Origin of the sequence: Paraburkholderia sp. A3BS-1L (assembly GCF_051125215.1) — a bacterium.
GTDB lineage: Bacteria > Pseudomonadota > Gammaproteobacteria > Burkholderiales > Burkholderiaceae > Paraburkholderia.
Map to the genome: position 1 here is coordinate 745394 of NZ_CP120444.1, position 18718 is coordinate 764111.

The 18718-nt window shown below is 66.2% G+C and carries 16 protein-coding genes; 8 read left to right on the forward strand and 8 right to left on the reverse strand.

Annotation, left to right across the window (positions count from 1 at the left end; genetic code table 11):
* Window positions 1–186 precede the first annotated feature (186 nt).
* Entirely contained in the window at window positions 187–1233 is a 1047-nt protein-coding gene (locus tag P5W99_RS28495) for an AraC family transcriptional regulator (protein WP_421027207.1), read from the forward strand.
* Window positions 1234–1270: 37 nt separating this feature from the next.
* Here P5W99_RS28495 and P5W99_RS28500 read toward each other — a convergent pair whose 3' ends face one another.
* From P5W99_RS28500 to P5W99_RS28515, 4 genes are read right to left on the reverse strand one after another with little or no spacing between them, the layout of a single operon-like run.
* Window positions 1271–1585, reverse strand: a complete 315-nt coding sequence (locus P5W99_RS28500) for a Rieske (2Fe-2S) protein (protein WP_434664565.1) — start codon at window positions 1583–1585, stop codon at window positions 1271–1273.
* Window positions 1575–2258: a DsbA family oxidoreductase gene (locus P5W99_RS28505; protein WP_421027209.1), complete on the reverse strand. Its 684-nt coding sequence runs from the start codon at window positions 2256–2258 to the stop codon at window positions 1575–1577. Before P5W99_RS28505 ends, P5W99_RS28500 begins: the two co-directional genes overlap by 11 nt.
* Window positions 2259–2280: 22 nt before the next feature.
* Window positions 2281–3618 carry an MFS transporter gene (locus P5W99_RS28510; RefSeq protein WP_421027210.1) on the reverse strand — a complete coding sequence of 446 codons (1338 nt, stop codon included), beginning with the start codon at window positions 3616–3618 and terminating at the stop codon, window positions 2281–2283.
* A 40-nt stretch (window positions 3619–3658) separates the two neighbouring features.
* Window positions 3659–4528: a universal stress protein gene (locus P5W99_RS28515; protein WP_434664567.1), complete on the reverse strand. Its 870-nt coding sequence runs from the start codon at window positions 4526–4528 to the stop codon at window positions 3659–3661.
* A gap of 287 nt (window positions 4529–4815) precedes the next feature.
* Between P5W99_RS28515 and P5W99_RS28520 the strand changes: the two genes are divergently transcribed.
* The 5 genes from P5W99_RS28520 (at window position 4816) to P5W99_RS28540 (ending at window position 10674) form a co-directional block, all read left to right on the forward strand.
* Window positions 4816–7560, forward strand: coding sequence for a LuxR C-terminal-related transcriptional regulator (locus tag P5W99_RS28520; RefSeq protein WP_421027212.1), 2745 nt, complete (start codon window positions 4816–4818; stop codon window positions 7558–7560).
* Between the two features lie 75 nt (window positions 7561–7635).
* Window positions 7636–8034, forward strand: a complete 399-nt coding sequence (locus P5W99_RS28525) for a DUF2946 domain-containing protein (protein WP_434664569.1) — start codon at window positions 7636–7638, stop codon at window positions 8032–8034.
* A 152-nt stretch (window positions 8035–8186) separates the two neighbouring features.
* On the forward strand, window positions 8187–8564 hold the full coding sequence (locus tag P5W99_RS28530; RefSeq protein WP_434664571.1) for a copper resistance protein CopC: 378 nt from the start codon (window positions 8187–8189) through the stop codon (window positions 8562–8564).
* A gap of 139 nt (window positions 8565–8703) precedes the next feature.
* Window positions 8704–9087, forward strand: coding sequence for a DUF1801 domain-containing protein (locus tag P5W99_RS28535; protein WP_421027215.1), 384 nt, complete (start codon window positions 8704–8706; stop codon window positions 9085–9087).
* A gap of 66 nt (window positions 9088–9153) precedes the next feature.
* The gene (locus P5W99_RS28540; RefSeq protein WP_421027216.1) at window positions 9154–10674 is read left to right on the forward strand and encodes a peptide MFS transporter; all 1521 of its coding nucleotides are present in this window, start codon (window positions 9154–9156) and stop codon (window positions 10672–10674) included.
* Here P5W99_RS28540 and P5W99_RS28545 read toward each other — a convergent pair.
* The 4 genes from P5W99_RS28545 to P5W99_RS28560 all read right to left on the reverse strand — a co-directional run bounded on the left by P5W99_RS28545 (window position 10602) and on the right by P5W99_RS28560 (window position 15605).
* Window positions 10602–11870, reverse strand: coding sequence for an aromatic ring-hydroxylating oxygenase subunit alpha (locus P5W99_RS28545; protein ID WP_434664574.1), 1269 nt, complete (start codon window positions 11868–11870; stop codon window positions 10602–10604). The two genes, P5W99_RS28540 and P5W99_RS28545, sit on opposite strands and share 73 nt — an antisense overlap.
* Before the next feature lie 16 nt (window positions 11871–11886).
* On the reverse strand, window positions 11887–12891 hold the full coding sequence (locus P5W99_RS28550; RefSeq protein ID WP_434664576.1) for a LysR substrate-binding domain-containing protein: 1005 nt from the start codon (window positions 12889–12891) through the stop codon (window positions 11887–11889).
* Between the two features lie 79 nt (window positions 12892–12970).
* The gene (locus tag P5W99_RS28555) at window positions 12971–14116 is read right to left on the reverse strand and encodes a porin (RefSeq protein ID WP_421027219.1); all 1146 of its coding nucleotides are present in this window, start codon (window positions 14114–14116) and stop codon (window positions 12971–12973) included.
* Window positions 14117–14156: 40 nt separating this feature from the next.
* A complete protein-coding gene (locus tag P5W99_RS28560) occupies window positions 14157–15605 on the reverse strand; it encodes a purine-cytosine permease family protein (RefSeq protein ID WP_421027220.1) in 1449 nt (482 codons plus the stop codon).
* 398 nt (window positions 15606–16003) lie between these two features.
* Here P5W99_RS28560 and P5W99_RS28565 point away from each other — a divergent pair, with 398 nt between their 5' ends.
* Both P5W99_RS28565 and P5W99_RS28570 read left to right on the forward strand, forming a co-directional pair.
* Entirely contained in the window at window positions 16004–17152 is a 1149-nt protein-coding gene (locus P5W99_RS28565) for an aromatic ring-hydroxylating oxygenase subunit alpha (protein ID WP_434664579.1), read from the forward strand.
* Between the two features lies 1 nt (window position 17153).
* Window positions 17154–18614, forward strand: a complete 1461-nt coding sequence (locus P5W99_RS28570; RefSeq protein WP_421027222.1) for an NAD-dependent succinate-semialdehyde dehydrogenase — start codon at window positions 17154–17156, stop codon at window positions 18612–18614.
* The last annotated feature ends 104 nt before the right edge of the window (window positions 18615–18718 follow it).

The following is an 18718-nucleotide window of genomic DNA, read 5'->3' on the forward strand; positions in this document are numbered from 1 at the left end:
CCCGTCATAGCGCCGGCCTGGAACCCCATTGTGTGAATTGCACCGCGCGCGTGCTTGATCCTGCACGCCACGGCCTGACGCGCGACGACATGCGCACGCTCATGGTTATTCCGCACAGACGAAGCGCATGTGCGCCGCTACGCCCGGCAAGTTCCGCCGTGTTGCGTCCGTTTTTCTTGTGATCCCATGCCCATCCTGGTTCGCAGCGCCTCCCTCACCAAGTATTCGGAAATTGCCCATCACGCGGGCATCGATCCGGTGCGTGCGCTGCGCGAAGCGGGGCTCGATCTGTCGTGCCTCACGACGCCGGACCTGCGCATTCCCGAGGCCAGCCTCGCACGCGTGTTCGAAGTCTCGCTCGCGGGCTGCGCCGGGCGCGCCGAGTCCCGCACGCTTGGCGCGCGCATTGGCGAAGCGTGGCGGCTCTCCGACTTCGGCTCGCTCAGTCTCTTGCTGCAGCATCAGCCCACGCTGCGCGAGGCGCTCGCGCGCGTCGAGCCCTACCGGCATCTGCTGAGCGATTCGGTATCGGTTCAGCTGGAGGAAATCGACGACACCGCGGTGCTGCACGTTGCGCTCGTGACCGCGCGCCCCGATCCGGGGCCGGAGATCGTCGAATTGACCGTAGGCGCGGTGCTGAGTCTCGTGCGCGCCATGCTGGGCGCGCAGTATGCGCCACGTGCCGTGCATTTCTCGCACGCCGCTCCCACGCGGCTCGAAGTGCACCGGCGTTTCTTCGGATCACGAATCGAATTCGACAGCGAGTTCGACGGCATCGTGCTGGCCCGCCAGGATCTCGACCGTGCGAGGCCGCTCGCCGACGCCTCGCTCGCGCGATATGCACAGGAGCTGCTCGATTTGCAGCCCCGCTATGGCGAGGCATCGCTCGCCGACAACGTGCGCCGCGCAATCCATCTGCTGCTGCCGCGCGGCGCCGGCACGATCGAGCCCGTGAGCGAGCGCCTCGGCCTCTCGCCGCGCACGCTGCAGCGCCAGCTCGAACAGCGTGGCGAGCGGTTCTCGTCGCTCGTGAACGAAGTGCGCGCGTCGCTGGCGGCGCGATATCTGGCGCAGCCGCGCCATTCGGTATCCGATATCAGCGACCGGCTGGGGTTTTCCGAACCCAGCGCATTTTCGCGCTGGTTTAGTGCGGAATTCGGGCAGCCGCCGAGCCGCTGGCGCGCGGCGAATTTCGGCGCGCGCCAGGAAAAGCCGCAAGGCGACCGGCACTGAGCGCTCCGGGCCGCCGCGCGCCAGCGGCGCATTTCGCTCAGGCCTGCTCGACCTCGACCATCAGCTTCCCGTCAACCGTCCTCACCGGCAGCACGCCCAGACACAATCCCCCCGCCCCCGGCATGCAACCCGTGTGCAGATCAAAGCGCAATCCGTGCGCGGGGCAGGTGATCAGGCTGCCTTCGAGATGCCCGCTGGCCATCGACGCACCGTTGTGCGGGCAACTATTCTCGATAGCATGCAGACTGCCTTCCACATTGAAGACCACCACGCTGCGCCCATCGATGAAAGCGAGCTTGCGCTGCCCGGGCGCCAGGCTATCCGCCGCGCCGATGTCGACTTCACGCTTCATGATCGTGCGCCTGAGTCAGATCCGCCGCGTGCAGCATCGCCTCGATCAACACTTGTGGCGGCTGCGCGCCGCTGAGCGTATAGCGCCCGTCGAACACGAAATAAGGCACGCCATCGACGCGGTTCGTCGCGCCGTGCGCACGCGGCTGCGATGCCGATGCCGCATCGTCCACCCCGCATTCGCGTGCGATGCGCGAGAGCGTGGCCGCATCGCCGATGTCCTCGCCCTCGATGAAATACGCGGTAAAGAGACGCTCGATGAGCTCAGCGTGGGTGCCGCGATAGCGTCCCCCGTCTAATTCAGTTGTGTGCGCAACCAGTGCATGAGCCGCCGCCGTGTTCGGCAACACCCGAATGCGCTCGAACGCGAGCTCGACGCCCGCAGCGCGCGCGGCCTGGCGCACCTGTGCGCGCCGCTGCGCGACGGCCTGCGCGCTGCCGAGACGTGCCAGATAGAACGCCTCGTAAGGCAGGCCGCCCACCGGTGTATGCGGCAGCAGCTCGACCGAGTGCCACGCGACCTGCACGCTCACATGCGGCCAGCGCGCCTCGAGCGCCGCGATCGCGGCTTCGAGATTGCGCTTGCCGATCAGGCACCACGGACAAACGAAGTCGAAATAAAAGTCGATGTGCAGCACCCGGTTGGGCGCCGCGGGAGAAAGCGGTTGAGTCATCGATACAGGCTCCACGGCAGGATCATTGAGGTGCGCGCGCCGGATGGCGGCTGCGCACGGCTTGCAGCCCCGCGCCATAGCGGCGCTTGCCGAGCACGAACGCGAAGGCCGCCACCAGCGCCACGAGCGGCGCGACCTGCAAGGCGCCGAGCAGGCCGATGCGGTCCGCGATAAAGCCGACGACGAGCGGCCCTGGCGCAAGCCCGACCAGGTTGTTCACGAGCGTGAGCGTGGCGAACGCGGGCGAATGGATCGACTCGTGCGTGAGATTGGCGACCATCGCGCCAGCCGGCCCCGAGGTGCCGGCCACGACGAAGATGCCCGCGCCGAGCAGGACCAGTTGCAGCGGGCCCGGGCTCAGATGAAAGCCGCCGCCTAGCAGCGCGAACGACAGCAGCGAAAACGCGATCGCCATCGTCCACTTGCGCTCGGGCGCGTGCCGGCTCACGCGATCGGTGACCACGCCGCACACGATCATGCCCGTCCCGCCGAGCAGCACGAACACGGCAGCAGCCATCGCCGCGCGGTCGGGCGGCAGGCCGTAATAACGGTTCAGGAAGCTCGGCAGCCAGGCTATCACGGCACCCATGATGAAAAGCTGCAGGGCGCTGCCGAGATAGGCGCAATTCACCGAGACCGTGGAGAAGAGTCCCGCCAGCACGCTGCGCAGGCTGGGCCGCCGGGCTTCCCCGGCTTCGCGCGCCGCGCCCTGAACGGGGATCTGCGCGCCGCGGTTGCGCGCGATGCGCGCTTCGGTGACGACGAGGCGAAACGCGAGCACGAGCGCGAAGCCGAGGCCCGCCATCATGCCGAACGCGGCGCGCCAGCCCAGATGCACCGCGAGCACGCCGCCCGCCGCCATGCCCAGCACCGAGCCGAACGCGCCGCCGGCCATGAACGCGCCGGTGAGCGTCGAGCGCAGGCGCGCCGGAAAGATGCTGATGATCAGCGCAACGCCGACGCTCCCATACGCCGCCTCGCCCACCCCGACGAAGGCGCGCGCCAGCAGCATCTGCCCATAGCTGGCCGCAGCGGCGCAGCCGAGCGTGGCGAAGCTCCAGAGCCCCGCCATCAGCACGATGCTGCGCACGCGGCCCCAGCGGTCGGCGACCACGGAAAGCGGAAACGTCAGCACGCCGACCATCAGCGCGACGATGCTGCTCAACGAGCCCAGACGCGTATCGGAGAGCCCCCATGTGGCCTTGAGGAGCGGAAAGACCGCATTGAGCACCTGGCGCGACATGTAGTCGGACAGCAGCAGCGCGAAGGTCAGCGCGAACACGACCCACGCATAGACGCGCGGGGATGAATCGGCGGCGCCTTGCGCGGGCGCGCCGGCCTCGATGGGATGCGTATGCAACTTTGTCTCCTGCAATATTCGTTTTTTCTGTCGCGGCGGTTTATGACGTGGCGCTGGCGACGTCGATGCTGCCGATAGCGAAAGCCGCCTCCAGATCGCGCCAGTCGTCTTCGCGCAGATAACGCTGCGCGGCCGGCACGATCACGCCTTCCTTGCGGCCGAAGTATTCCCAGACGAACTGGGCATAACCGCGCAGGGCCGCTTCGACGTTCGCGGCCCCGGCGGCGACGGCGCGCTCGAGCTCCGCGAACAGGGTCGCGCCGCGCTGGTGCTGCCGCTCGAGTTCGCCAAGCTCGGCGTCGACCACGCTCGTACGGCCGCTCAGCAGCGATGAAAGCCGGCACGCATCGCCGGTGCCGAGACGCGGGATCCGCAGGGCATCGAGCCCGCGAAGATCCAGCCCGGAATGGGCCAGCCCGGGATGGGCCAGCCGCTCGCACAACGCGCCGGCGGTGGCGCGATGGAGGCGATAGAGCGCCGCCACCACGCGCACCGCCGCCGGAGCGCGCCGCACGACGCAATGGAGCACCGGCACCTCCGACGCGGCGGTGGCCTGCGACGCCACGCAAATGAGATCGCAGCCCCGCGCGCTCGCGGTGCTCGCAAGCTGCGCCGCAGGGCTGGCCCATTTCGGGCCGGCGACGCGCATCGACTCGCAGGGCACGCCCAGCGCGCGCGCGGCCGCCTCGGCCTTCACGATGAGCATCTCCCTCACGCAGTCGTCGAAGCGACGCCCGGCCGCCAGGCGCTCGCCGTCCTGCTGCGCTGGCGCCGGCGAATCTGCCCGATAAGCGAGCGGGTAAGCGAACGTGATGCGCGCGCCGACCGAACGCGCCAACGCAACCGCTTGAGCCACCGTGTCGATGCCGGCATCGGAATCATCCACGGGAACGAGAAAATGACGATACATGGGTTCCCACTCACACAAATCCGGAGGGCGCGGCAGGCGGGCCTCATTCGAGCCGCACCGCTTCCTTCATGAAAACGATGATAGTGGCGCGGCGCGCAAACGCCCCCCTCGGCACGGAGGGGCTGGCAGATGCGAGCGGGCTCGAAGCGGTGGGCTAAATGCACGACGGCACAAGAGGGGCTTGACGCAGCCCGCCTGTCCAGCCGATGCTTTCGTGTCTCACCTATGTCGCACCCCGCGCCGGCCAGCCCGCAAAAGCTGCCAGGCCGATTCGACCCCGCCTCCAGATGCCTTCCTCAGTGTCCCCTTCCGCGCCGTCTTCCGTGTCCTCCCCAGCTTCGAGCACTCCGGACGCCGGGCGCGCCGCCAGCGAGTTCGTCCTGAAGACCGTCGCGCCGCGCGAGCCCGCGCACCTGTTCACGCGCGCGCGGCTGAGCGCAGCGAACGCGGGCTTGCGCGCGTGCCAGGCGGTGCTCGTGCAGGCGCCCGCGGGGTTCGGCAAGACCTCGCTGCTGGCGCTCTGGCGGCGCGAATACCTCTCCCAGGGCACCGCCGTCGCGTGGTTTTCCGCCGATGAGCGCGACGAGGCGCAGCGTCTCGTGCCCGGGCTCGTGCAGGCGGTGCGCACGGCCTGCGCGCGCCCGGCGTTCGCGCGCCATCTGACCGATGGCGCAGCGGGCGCCGCTCACGAACTGGAAAGCGTGACGGCCTGGCTCGCGGAAGTGGCGCAGCTCGCGTTCGAGCTGGTGCTGATCGTCGACGAAGCGGAACGGCTGCCCGCCTCCGGCGTGCGCGCGCTCGTCTATATCCTGCACAACGCGCCGCCGAATCTGCGCACTGCGGTGGCGGCACGGCACGGCCTGGACGCGCCGCTCGCCGATCTGCTCGCCTACGGCCAGTGCGCGCGCGTGGACGCCGACGCGCTGCGTCTGCGCATCGACGAAACCATCGCGCTCGCGGCCGCGCGCTTCGGCGAGCGCATGGACGCCGACGCCGGCGCGCGGCTCTTCGAGCTCTGCGAGGGCTGGCCGCTGGGCCTGCAACTGGCGCTGGCCGCGATGGAGCGCGCGAGCGACCCGCGCCAGATCGTCGAGCCGCTGGAGGGTGCGTCCGGCGAGTTGCGCGAGCGTCTGCTGCAGGCGCTGATCGCCCGGCTCGCGCCCGCCGACGTCGACTTTCTCACGCGCATCAGCGTGGTCGACACGCTCCATCCCGCGCTCTGCGTCGCGCTGACCGGCGAGCCGGAGGCGGCCGGGCAACTCGCGCGGCTCGCGCGCGATACGCCGATGTTCACGGCCGCAGACGGCAATGAATGGCTCCAGCTCCATGCGCTCGTGCGCGACGTGCTGCGCGCGCGGCTTGCGCAATGGCCGACGCCGCAGCAAACGGAATTGCACGCGCGCGCCGCCACGTGGCTCGCGGCACAAGGCATGGCAGAGCCGGCCGCGCGCCACGCGCATGCGGCGGGACAGCACCGGCTGGCGTTCGAGCTGGCCGAGCGCAGCCTGCTGGACGCGGTGCGCCAGGGCCATCTGCCCGCCATGCTGAAGTGGCTCGAACTGCTGCCCGAGGCGGAGCTCGAAGCGCGCCCGCGCCTGCGTCTTGCGGCAGCCTGGGCGCTCGCGCTCGGCGAGCGCCATCCCGAGGCCGCGCGGCAGATCGAACGCGTGCTCGCGGGGCCGGACGCCGCCAACGACGCCGAACTGCGCTACGAATGCGCGCTGATCCTGAGCGCCGCCGCCGTGTTCGCCGACGACATCGACCGCTGTGTCGCCCTGTTCGATCCGTGGGTGAACGCCGCGCCCAGCACGCATCCGTGGCTCGCGCAGATGCACGCGAACCGGCTGGGCGCGCGCGCGCTCGCGCTGGGCGAGCCCGCCCAGGCGCGGCAGTTCCAGCAGCGCGTGCCGGTGCCGGCGCAAAATTCCGCGCAGACGAGCTACGTCGGGCGTTGGGGCGCGTTCGTGGTCGGCTTCAGCTACTTTCACGAAGGCCAGCTTCAACTGGCGGAAACCGTGCTGATGCCGGCGCTCGCCAGCGCCGACGCGGATCTCGGCCGCCGCCATCCGCTCAGTTGCATGCTGGCCGCGCTCTGCGCGACGCTCGCCTACGAAGCCGACCGGATCGACGAAGCCGCCGCGCTGCTGGCCAACCGGCTCGATGTGCTGGAGCGCAGCGGCACGCCGGACACCGTGATGCTCGCCTGGCGCACCGCGGCGCGCGTGGCGGTGGCGCGCGGCGCCGAGCACCGTGCGCTCGACCTGCTCGAATCGCTGCATGCGCTCGGCGTGACGCGACGGCTGCCGCGCCTGTCGATGGCGAGCCTCGCCGAGCAGGTGCGCATGCACGCGAACTGCTACCGCGTGCAGACCTGCGAAGCGCTCGTGCAGCGCATCGATGAACTCGCGCTCGAAAACGCCACAGCGCAACGGCCGCTATGGCGTCGTCACGTCCTGCTGATGCAGGCGCACGCCCACGCGAGCGCCGCCATCGCCGCGCGCCGCTGGCAGCAGGCGCTCGACGCGCTCGGCGAAGCCGCGCAGCTTGCGGACGCCATGAAGCGCCGCTGCGAAAGCATCGAAATCATGGCGCTGCGCGCCTACGTGCTGGAGCAAACCGGCGCGGACGGCCGCGCGCTGCTGCTCGAAGCCGTGGACCTCGCACAGACGTTCCATCTGTCCCGCACACTTTCCGATCTGCACCCGGCTGTGGCCGACTGGGCACGGCGCACGCTCGAAACATCGCCGGGCGCGCCCGCGCACAACCCCAACCCGATCGCGGCACCGCGCGTGATCCGCGCTGCACCGCAAACGCGTGCCGTGTCGGGCGTCATCCTCACCCCCAAGGAGCGCGAAATCCTCGAACTGCTCGCCCGCGCGCTCTCGAACAAGGAAATCGCGCTCGCACTGGGCGTGGGCGAAGTCACCGTGAAGTGGCATCTAAAAAATCTGTTCGGCAAGCTCGACGCGAGCTCGCGCAAGCACGCCGTGCGCCGCGCGCTCATGCTCGGGCTGCTCGAAGCGGCGGAATAGCGGAGGCGTGCAAGTTGCGCATGGCATAATCACGAGGTTTTCCACCGCTGTTTCCCCGCTGTTTCCTGTTACGCCGTGCGCCGTTTCCACCTCAAGCTGGTCAGTTTATTAGGGACGCTTGCAATCCTGATGACCACGCTCGCGCCGGCGATTTCGCATCTGCTCGCGGCGCACGCAAGCCAGTCGACGCATACCGCACGGATGTCCACGACGAATGGGCATTGCGACATGCCGTCGATGCGCGCCGCGCAGAGCGGGCACGGCGATGCTATCCACGCGCATGTCACCCCCGGCGATCTGCACGATTGCGGCTATTGCAACCTGTTCGCTCATTTGCCGGCAGCGCCCGGCGTGCCTGTGCCGTTCGTGCTCGCCACGCGCCTCGTGCATGCGCGCGTTGCCGCGCGCTTCGAGGGCCTCGCACGCGCCGAGCCGCTCACCCTCGCGCTCGCGCGCGCCCCGCCTTCCGCCTGAGCCGATCGCAGCCGCCTTCGCGGCTTCAGGCAGCAACATGCACAGCAACTTGCCGGCGGTGTCGCCGCGCGCATCGAACGCCTTGCGCGCAGCGACCCACAGCATCGGCATACTGCTCTATCTGTACCCGCAGTTATTCTCAGGACTCCATCATGCTGAAACTCAGCACGCATTCCCGTTCCTTGCGCCTCGCAATGGGTGCGCTCGCACTCGCCGGCGCACAACTGGCCTGGGCGCACGCGCATCCGACCCATCAACAGCCGCTCGCCGGCTCGACCGTGACGACGGCGCAAAACACCGTCGCGATCGACTTCGACGATGCGCTCGAACCGGCCTTCAGCTCGATCGACGTCATCGATGCAGCGGGCAAGTCGGTCGTCCACGGCAAGTCCGCCGTCGATCCGGCCAACGGCAAGCGCATGTCGGTGGCGCTCGACGCGCTCGCCGCAGGCAAGTACACGGTCAAGTGGGTCGCCGTGGCCGCCGACGGCCATCGCACCACCGGCCACTACGGCTTCACCGCGAAGTAAGACACGGACGTGAGGCGCTGAAGCAGCGCCCAGAATGCGGGCATTCGCGCCACGCCGGATAATGGCGCGACCACCCGCTGCCGCAGCCCCGGACGGCACTTCGGGTTCCTTAAGTCTGACCGTGCCACAGGGAGCGACCATGACCCCATCCGAACAAATCGACGCATTGATCGCCAGCATCACCGACTGGCGCGGTGCGACCTTCACCGCCGTGCGCCGCGCCATTCTCGAAGCGGACAAGGAAATCGTCGAGGAATGGAAGTGGATGGGCAGCCCGGTGTGGTACCTCGACGGCATCATCGCGGTCGCCAATGCGCATAAGGGCAAGGTGAAGCTCACGTTCCAGTACGGCGCGAGCCTGCCCGATCCCGACAAGCTGTTCAACGCGGGGCTCGATGGCAACGCGCGGCGCGCGATCGACTTCTTCGAAGGCGACAAGGTCGATGCGCGCGCATTGAAAGCGCTTATTCGCGCGGCAATCGAATTTAATCAAATCAAGAAGACGAAGAAGAAGACCGGCTAGGGCTTTTTCAAGGTAAACCAGACGTGTCTTCGCCATCTTCGCAACTGCAACAAAACTGAGGTCACAATGAATTCACCGATTTCCAGGACGAAATCGTTTTCGACAGTGTTTCTGATCGAAATGTGGGAGCGCTTCGGCTACTACGGCATGGCCGCGCTGCTCGTTCTTTTCATGGTCCAGCGAGTCGGCTTCACCGAAGAGCATGCAACCCTCACCTGGGGCGCCTTCACCGCGCTCGTGTATGCCTCGCCCGCAATCGGCGGCTGGATCGGCGACCGCGTGCTGGGCGCGCGGCGCTCGATGGTGCTCGGCGCCATCATCCTGCTCGCGGGCTATTTCATGCTGGCGATGCCCGACGACCGGCTCACGCACCTGTACGCCTCGCTCGGCGTAATCGTGGTGGGCAACGGCCTCTTCAAGTCGAACGCCGCCAACCTCGTGCGCCGCATTTACGAAGGCGACGAATCGGGCATCGACGCCGCGTTCACGATCTATTACATGGCGGTCAATATCGGCTCGACGTTCTCGATGCTGCTCACGCCGTGGATCAAGGACCATTGGGGCTGGCATGCCGCGTTCGCCGTCTGCTGCGGCGGCATGGCGCTCGGCATCCTCAACTTCCTCCTGATGCAGCGCACGCTCGCGAAGATCGGCTCCGCGCCCGACAACGAGCCCGTGCAATGGAAACGCCTCGCCTGCGTGATCGCCGGCGGCATCGCGCTGGGCGCGGCCACGCTCGTCGTGCTCAAGGACAAGCAGCTTGCGGTGGCGTGCGTTTATACGGCGGCGGCAGCCATCCTCGCGATCTTCGCGTGGATGCTCGTTCGCTGCGAGCGCCACGAGCGCGCGGGCCTTGCCGCCGCGCTGATCCTCACGCTGCAGGTGATTCTGTTCTTCATCTTCTATCAGCAGATGTCGACCTCGCTCACGCTGTTCGCCGTGCACAACGTCGACCCCGCGTTCAACCTGTTCGGCACCGCGCTCTTTAGCTGGAGCGCCGCGCAATTCCAGGCGCTCAACCCAATCTGGATCATGGTGCTGAGCCCGATTCTCGCGGCAATCTACTCGGGCCTCGCGCGCCGCGGCGGCGACGTGCCGGTCGCGGCCAAGTATGCGCTCGGCTTTGTCGTGGTGGCGGCAGGCTTCTTCGTGTTCGCGGCGAGCGGGCGCTATGCGGTGGACGGCCGTGTTTCGTCGTGGTTCATGGTGGCGGGGTACGGTCTTTACTCGCTGGGCGAATTGCTCGTGAGCGGCCTGGGTCTTGCGATGATCGCGCGCTATGTGCCCGCGCGCATGAGCGGCTTCATGATGGGCGCGTATTTCGTGGCCACGGGCGTGTCGCAGTATCTCGGCAGTGTGGTCGCGACTTACGCGAAGATGCCTGAAGGCATGCTCTCGCCGATTGAATCGTTGCCGCTTTATCAGAAGCTTTTCAATGGGCTTGGCTGGGTCGCTGCGGGTGGGGCGTTGCTGGCTATCTTGCTGTTGCCGCTGATGGGCAGGCTCTCGCGTGCTCACCAGGTGGGGAGCGAGCAGGCTGAGGCGCAGTTGGCGGCCACCGAATCAGCCCGCAGCCCATCGACATAGGCTGCCAGCTTCCCCGCATACCAGTCGGTGAAGTGGTTGAGCATGAACTCCGAAGGCGCATAAGGCCCCGGCCGATACCCCTTCGATTTCACGCCGCGCTGATTGTGCGCCACCAGCGTGGCATCCTGAACGTTCGTCGCGCGCCACACCTGCGTGAGCGTCTCGATGTCGTAATCCACACCTTCCACGGCATCCTCGTGCACGAGCCAGGTCGTCTTGAGCGCTGTTTGCGTGGCCGAGAGCGGCAGCACCCGGAAGTGGATGATGTGGTCCGAGAGAAAGTGGTTCCAGTTGTTCGGAACCCTGAACATACGCACGGAGCCGATATCGGGCTCGGTCATATCGCCGAGCAGCTTCTTGCACGCAGGCCGTCCATCCCACGTAAACGACACCGCGCCGCGATGAAACGGCAAGCGGATGCAGCGGAATTCCGTGCCGCCGTCCGCGGGCAGATGCGGCAAGCCGAGGCGATCCCAGAGCGCCGTCTTCTCCTGCATCAGCAACTGGAAATCGCGGTTGGCGCGCGGGTCGTCGGGCAGCGCGAATTCGATCAGTGTGGCCAGCAGTTCCGGATGATTGCCCACGCAGTGATAGCACTCGCGGTTATTTTCGATCACGAGCTTCCAGTTCGCGTCCTCCACGATCGTCTCCGAATACGCGACCTTGGTACGATCGGGACGGTGCGGAGCGATATACGGCGTGACCGCTGCCTTGAAGCGCGCAATATCGGGCGGGGTGTCGGCGATGCAGATATAGACCATCCCGCAGATCACTTCCACATGGACCGGGCGCAAGCCGTGTTCGCGGCGGTCGAAATCGGCGGGCATCTGCCGCGCGCTCAGCAAGCTGCCGTCGAGTTCATAGACCCACTGGTGATACGGGCAGACGAGCCGCTTCGCGTGTCCCTGCGCTTCGATACAGATGACCGAGCCGCGATGGCGGCAGGTATTGAAGAACGCGTTGACACCGCCGTCCTTGTCGCGCACCACCACCACCGAGGTCTTGCCGATCTCGAGCGTGACGTAATCGCCCGCGTGCGGGATTTCGGCCACGTTGCAGGCGAACAGCCATTCGTTCGAGAAGACCGCTTCGATGTCGAGTTCATGCATCGCGGGGGCCGTATAGAAGTCCCCTGCGAGGCTGCAGCCTGAGCGCCGGGCCTCCAGCAACGCACGAACATGGGCAAAATCAATCAAGGATAGCTCCTCCTTTTCATTCGGATTCGAGGTCGCGCTCCCTTGCAACCGAGCCCTCAGCCGTGCGTCCACCCGTATCGCGCACCATGGCATCGACATCGCCTGTCGGCATTGGCAACCCGGCCTGCGCAAACGCTTCGGCGAGAAAATCCACGCACACCTTCACCTTCGCCGATTGCGCGAGGCGCTCCGGAAACACCGCCCATACATTGGCCGGTTGCGTCACGTCGGGCAGCACGCGCTGCAGCTTCCCTTCGTCGAGCAGGGGCTGCACGTCCCAGATCGAACGCAACACGATTCCGCGCCCGGCCAGCGCCCATTGCACCGCCGCCTCGCCGTGGTTCGTCGAGAGCGGCCCGGTTACTTTGACTGCCACCGTCTCGCCGCCTGCGTCAAGACGCCAGACGCCGAACGGATGGTCGCGCTCCTTGATCGCGAGACACGCGTGGGACTCCAGATCCGCGACGCTCTGCGGCGCGCCATGTGCCTCGATATACGCCGGCGCCGCGCAGAGCACCCGGTAGTTCGTCGCGAGGCGTCTTGCGATCAGATGGCCCGCGATTTCATCGCCGATGCGCACGTCAAGATCGAAGCCCTCGCCCGCCACGTCGACCACGCGATCGAACAGATCGAGCCGCACGTTCAGTTGCGCATAGCGGTCCGACAAATCCGCCAGCGCGGGCGCGACGAACTTTCGGCCGAAACCGAAGCTGCTCGACACGCGCAGCGTGCCGCGCGGCATGCGCCGCGTGCTGGAGACGTCCTCGACGAGCTGATCCACGTCGTCGAGGATTTTCTCCGCCCACGCGAACACGCGCTCGCCCGCCGCCGTCATCGCCACGCGGCGCGTCGAGCGGTGCAGCAGGCGCGTGCCCAGGCTCGCCTCGAGCACGCCCACGCGCTTGCTCACATAGGCAGCCGACGCACTGAGCGCCTCAGCCGCCGCGCTGAAGCTGGACTTGCGCGCAACCATGCAGAACACCCGCAGGTCGTCGAGTTCGGGGGAGCCGGGAAGTTTCATGGCGGGGATTCCGGGAAATGCGCAGGCCGCAAGTGCGAAGCGGGCGCGGCTCGATGGCCGCGCCCGCTTCGTCATGGCATCAGAACGAATGACGCATGCCGATGCGCACGTCAGCCTGCGTGGTCGTGGTGGATGGCGTGAAACTATAGCCGATCACCGCGTCCACGCCTTGCGACGCCTTCAACCAGTCGCCCGAGATGTAGACATCCGTGCTCTTCGAAAGCAGGTAGTGCAGGCCGGCCGAAAGCATGTTCCAGTGGTGCCCGTCGAAGTGCGTGTACTGGTAGCCGCCGATGAGGCTCGCCGCCGGCGTGATCTGCCAGCTCGCGCCGCCTTCACCCACCTGCATGTGCTCGCTCTGCCCAAATGCCTTGAGCTGAGTGTAGGTGAAGTCGCCCATCAGCGTGACGGGACCGACCACGTAGCTCGCGCCTACGCCGAACGCACCCTGCTTGTCCACCGGGAACGGCGTGCTCGCGTAGAGGTCCGTGATCGCACCCGAGGCAGGGTCAACGCTCACGGTGGGCTTGCCGAAGAACGTGTGCGTGCCGATCATCGCGTAGGGATCGAACGCGTAGATGCCCGACGGGTTGTTCAGCTGCGTGTACGCGGTGCCCATCGAGAATGCGCCATGCTTATATTGCGCGCCCACGCTCCACGCGCTGCCCGTATGGAAGTCGCCCGCCTTGTTGCTGAACGAGTACATGCCGCCGAACTGGAAGCCGCCATACGTGTTCGACATGTACTTCACGGCATTCGGCAGATGGTCCCCATTCATGCGGTCGAAGTCGCCCTGGTTGATGGCGTAGCCGCTCGCCCATGCCGACACGTTGTAGGTATAGACCATCTCCTGCGTCATGTCGATCTGGTTGCCGAAGGTGAGCGTCCCCCAGTCGCTTTGCAGGCCTACATATGCCTGACGCCCGAAAAGCGAGCCGCCGTTCGAGATCTGCCCATTGCCCAGGTGAAAGCCGCTTTCCAGCCTGAACACGGCCTTCAGCCCGCCGCCCAGGTCTTCCGTGCCCTTGACGCCCCAGCGGTTCCCGTACGAGACGCCGTCGTCGAACTTCACCTGATGCGAACCACCGGCGTTGGAGACGTAGGTGACGCCACCGTCGATGATCCCGTACAACGTGACGCTGCTTTGCGCATGCGCAGCCGAAGGAAGCGCAGCCAGCGTGAGCGCCGCCGCTTGCCATGCCGTAAGGAGTGCGACGGTCCGCATGTTGTTGGTCGATTTCATGATGTTGTAGTAATAAGCGGGATCAGTTCAGGCCGCGGTCGGCCTCGCGCACGAGCTGGCGTTCCTTTTCGATGTCGAGCGAGCGGCAAGTCCACAGGTAGACCAGTGCTGCCACGGGCAGGCCCACGAGCATCGCCACGTCGGTGCCGCCCAGTGCGCGGGCAACCGGTCCGCTGTACATCTCCGTCTTGAAGAACGGAACCATCGCGACGAAACCCACCGCGTAGGCCGTCAGGCCACGCCAGTTCCAGCGCCCATAGATGCCGCGCGGATTGAAGATCTCACGCACCGAGTAATGCGAGTGGCGCACGATGAAGAAGTCGACGAGGTTGATCGCGGTCCACGGCGTGAACAGATAGCCCAGGATGCCGAGGAAGTCGCCGAACTTGCCCATGAAGTTGTCCGACGCCGAGAACGCGAGCGAAGTCGCCACCACCGCCACGATGATCAGGCTCGCGATGCGCTTGGTCGCGCTCGACTTGAGCGGCTTGAACGAGTCGGTGATGCTCAGGAGCGTGAGCGAGGCGCCGTAGAAGTTCAGGCCCGTGATGGCGAGCAGCCCCAGCAGCGAAAGCAGCAGCGTGACCGTGCCGAAGCCCGGGAAGATCATGTCGCCCGCACGCTGAACGGCGTCCGAGATTTCAATCTGCGCGTTGAGCGCCGCCGCCGCCGTGCCCACCAGCATCATCCAGATGCCGCCGATGAGCGCGCCGAGGAAGGTCCACCAGAAAGTGGCCCGCACGCCGGTATTGGGCGGCAGATACCGCGAGTAGTCCGAAACGTAGATCGACCACGAGAGCTGATAGGCCGCCGCAGAAAAGAGTTGCACGAGGAACGGCGTAGTCTTGAAGCCGGCGAGGCTCAACTGGCCTGCGGGGAACTGCACCTTCACGCACATGCCGATGCTGAAGACCGTGAGCGCGGCGAGCAGTGCAAACGCCAGCCAGCGCTGCGCCTTGTGGATCAGGTCATAGCCGAACACGGCGAGCGCGACCGAAGCCAGCGTGAAGACGACGTAGCTCAAATGCGGCTCGGTGCCGAGCAGGTGATGCGCGGTCTGTCCCGCCATGAGCTGGTTGAACGAGTTGTAGCCGATATAGGTGACGAGTGCGACCACCCACACGAGCAGCGCGCCCATGTAGCCGAACTGCGGGCGCGACTGAATCATCTGCGGCAGCCCGAGCTGCGGCCCCTGGCTCGAATGGAACGCCATGAAGAAGGTGCCCAGCACGTTGCCGAGCACGATGGCGATCGCGCTCCACAACAGGTTGCCGCCCATGCTGATGCCGATTGCGCCCGCCGCGATGGTCGCGAGGTTCGCATCGCCCGTAAACCACACGGGCCATAGGTGCCAGGCCTTGCCCTTGCGCTCGGCAAGCGGCACGTAATCGATCGAACGCGATTCGATTCGCGATTTGGCGCGCGACGGCTCGCCGGCCAGCGCGTCGGCTATTGCGTCTTGTGACGACATGTCTCCTCCAGTGGTGGGGTGGCTCGAGCGGGGCCGCACGACGCGGCTCCGACTCCCACGCCTGTTCCGATACCAGAGGTTCCAGTTTCCGGACACGGCGTAGTTACCTTTCAGTTAACATAAAACTACTGATTAACAATGGTACGCAGCCTGGAGGGTTTCGTCTCATTATCGGATTCTCCTATTGACGCCCACAGAAAAATGCATTTGCAATGTCGTGAATCAAACTTCTTGAATTTCAAACAGTAAGGATAGGTGGTTTGCATCAGTCCAGCACCTTTTTGATGCAAACATGAGGGATAACCCTGATCCACCGACGATGAGATTTCTCCTATAGTTTGGTTAACTGTTAGTTTTATTGTAACCGTCAGTTAATCATTTCCGGTGCGACGTACCCCATGACCTACCTCCCGATCGAATTCCACAAGAAACCTGAACTGCCGAAGTTGCCGGCCGACTTCTGCGCCAACCCGGAACTCGCCTGGACCATCCCGGCTAGCTACTACACTTCCGAAGCGGTCTACAAGGCGGAAGAAAAGAAGATCTTCGAGAACACGTGGATCTGCGTCGCGCACCGCAGCGAGCTGGCCGAGGCGAACGCCTACGTGACCCGCGAAGTCGTGGGCGAAAGCATCCTGCTCGTGCGCGGCAAGGACAAGGTCCTGCGCGCCTTCTATAACGTGTGCCCGCACCGCGGCCACCAGCTGCTCGAAGGCAGCGGCAAGGCGAAGAACGTCATCACCTGCCCGTACCACGCCTGGGCGTTCAAGCTCGACGGCGCGCTCGCGCACGCCAACAACTGCGACCACGTGGAATCGTTCGACAAGGACAATTCGACGCTCGTGCCGGTGCGCGTGGAGGAATACGCGGGCTTCGTGTTCATCAACCTGAACCCGGACGCGCAAGGCGTGGAAGCGCAGCTGCCCGGCCTCGAAGCGAGCCTGCGCGGCGCCTGCCCGGTGATCGACGACCTGAAGCTGGCCGCGCGCTTCGTGACCGAGACGCCCGCCAACTGGAAGTCGATCGTCGACAACTACCTCGAGTGCTACCACTGCGGCCCGGCGCACCCCGGCTTCTCGGACTCCGTGAAGATCGACCAGTACTCGCACACGCTGCACGGCAACTGGACGGTCCAGTTCGGTCACGCACAGTCGTCGGAGCGCTCGTTCAAGCTCGATCCGTCCGTGACCAACCCGAGCTTCAACGGCTACTGGGCGTGGCCGTGCACGATGTTCAACGTGCCGCCGGGCGGCGACTTCATGACGGTCATCTATGAATTCCCGATGAGCGCCGAAGTCACGCTCCAGCACTACGACATCTACTTCCTGAACGACGAGCCGACCGAAGAGCAGCAAAAACTGATCGAGTGGTATCGCACCGTGTTCCGTCCGGAAGACCTGCGCCTCGTGGAAAGCGTGCAAAAGGGCCTGAAGTCGCGCGGCTACCGCGGTCAGGGCCGCATCATGGTCGACAAGGCGCGCAGCGGCATCAGCGAGCACGGCATCGCCCACTTCCATAACCTGCTCGCCCAACAGTATCAGGACTGACATGAACTCACTGCAGAACCCCGGCCTGTTCCGCCAGCAGGCCTATATCGACGGCCAGTGGCGCGACGCCAACGACGGCGCCACGCTCGACGTCACCAACCCCTCCACGGGCGAGCGCATCGCGAGCGTGCCGAACATGGGCGCGCCCGAAGCACGCGCGGCCATCGAGGCCGCGAGCCGCGCCTTCCCCGCATGGCGCGCCACCACCGCCAAGGAGCGCGCGCGCCTGTTGCGCAACTGGTTCGAGCTCATCATGGCGAACCAGCAAGCGCTGGCCGAGCTGATGACGCGCGAGCAAGGCAAGCCGCTCGCCGAAGCACGTGGCGAGATCGCCTACGCGGCCTCGTTCATCGAGTGGTTCGGCGAGCAGGCCAAGCGCATCGACGGCGACGTGATCCCGAGCCCGAACCCCGACCAGCGCCTCGTCGTGACGAAGGAGCCGGTGGGCGTCGTCGCCGCCATCACGCCGTGGAATTTCCCGGCCGCGATGATCACGCGCAAGGCCGCACCGGCGCTGGCCGCCGGCTGCACCATCGTCATCAAGCCCGCCAACGAGACGCCGTTTTCCGCGTTCGCGCTCGCCGCGCTCGCAGAACAGGCCGGCATTCCGGCTGGCGTGATCAACATCGTCACGGGCAAGTCGCGCGAGATCGGCCTCGAACTGACGTCGAGCCCGCTCGTCAAGAAGCTCACTTTCACGGGCTCGACCGAAGTGGGCCGCCTGCTGATGCGCCAGTGCTCGGACACGGTCAAGAAGGTCTCGCTGGAGCTGGGCGGCAATGCACCGTTCATCGTGTTTGACGACGCGGACATGGACGCCGCCATCGAAGGCGCCCTGCTCTCGAAGTACCGCAACGCGGGCCAGACCTGCGTCTGCGCAAACCGCTTCTACGTGCACGACTCGGTCTATGACGAGTTCTGCCGCCGCTTTGCCGAGCGCGTGTCCGCGTTCAAGGTGGACGACGGTTTCGCCGAGGGCGTGAACATCGGCCCGCTCATCACGGAAGCGGCGCGCGACAAGGTCGACGGCCTCGTGCGCGATGCCGTGGCGCAAGGCGCACGCGTGGTCACGGGCGGCGCGCCGCACGCACGCGGCGGCAACTTCTACGCGCCCACCGTGCTCGCCGACGCGAAGCCAGGCATGGCCGTGCTGTCCGAAGAGATCTTCGGGCCAGTCGCGCCCATCGTGCGCTTTTCGAGCGACGCCGAAGTCGTGCAGCTCGCGAACGATTCGATCTACGGGCTCGCAGCGTATTTCTACAGCCGCGACATCGGCCGGATCTGGCGCGTGGCCGAGCAGCTCGAGTACGGCATCGTCGGCATCAACACGGGCCTGATCTCCAACGAAGTCGCGCCGTTCGGCGGCGTGAAGCAGTCGGGCATCGGCCGCGAAGGCTCGAAGTACGGCATCGAAGACTTTCTGTCGATCAAGTACCTCTGCATGGCGGGCGTGGCGCGCTAACACTCGCTGGCACGCCCTGAGCTCCGGGCGGGTGCGGTCCGCGCCGCATCCGCTCCTTTTTCCAGATTCAGAATCGACCGCCCGGGCAATCCCACCGGGCAATA

Bases quoted from the DNA above. Each gene is read 5' to 3' on its own strand.
- P5W99_RS28565 (WP_434664579.1), top strand. From the start codon at position 16,004: ATGACCTACCTCCCGATCGAATTCCACAAGAAACCTGAACTGCCGAAG.
- P5W99_RS28515 (WP_434664567.1), bottom strand. From the start codon at position 4,528: ATGTATCGTCATTTTCTCGTTCCCGTGGATGATTCCGATGCCGGCATC.
- P5W99_RS28520 (WP_421027212.1), top strand. From the start codon at position 4,816: ATGCCTTCCTCAGTGTCCCCTTCCGCGCCGTCTTCCGTGTCCTCCCCA.
- P5W99_RS28500 (WP_434664565.1), bottom strand. From the start codon at position 1,585: ATGAAGCGTGAAGTCGACATCGGCGCGGCGGATAGCCTGGCGCCCGGG.
- P5W99_RS28530 (WP_434664571.1), top strand. From the start codon at position 8,187: ATGCTGAAACTCAGCACGCATTCCCGTTCCTTGCGCCTCGCAATGGGT.
- P5W99_RS28495 (WP_421027207.1), top strand. From the start codon at position 187: ATGCCCATCCTGGTTCGCAGCGCCTCCCTCACCAAGTATTCGGAAATT.
- P5W99_RS28555 (WP_421027219.1), bottom strand. From the start codon at position 14,116: ATGCGGACCGTCGCACTCCTTACGGCATGGCAAGCGGCGGCGCTCACG.
- P5W99_RS28560 (WP_421027220.1), bottom strand. From the start codon at position 15,605: ATGTCGTCACAAGACGCAATAGCCGACGCGCTGGCCGGCGAGCCGTCG.
- P5W99_RS28540 (WP_421027216.1), top strand. From the start codon at position 9,154: ATGAATTCACCGATTTCCAGGACGAAATCGTTTTCGACAGTGTTTCTG.
- P5W99_RS28505 (WP_421027209.1), bottom strand. From the start codon at position 2,258: ATGACTCAACCGCTTTCTCCCGCGGCGCCCAACCGGGTGCTGCACATC.
- P5W99_RS28570 (WP_421027222.1), top strand. From the start codon at position 17,154: ATGAACTCACTGCAGAACCCCGGCCTGTTCCGCCAGCAGGCCTATATC.
- P5W99_RS28535 (WP_421027215.1), top strand. From the start codon at position 8,704: ATGACCCCATCCGAACAAATCGACGCATTGATCGCCAGCATCACCGAC.
- P5W99_RS28550 (WP_434664576.1), bottom strand. From the start codon at position 12,891: ATGAAACTTCCCGGCTCCCCCGAACTCGACGACCTGCGGGTGTTCTGC.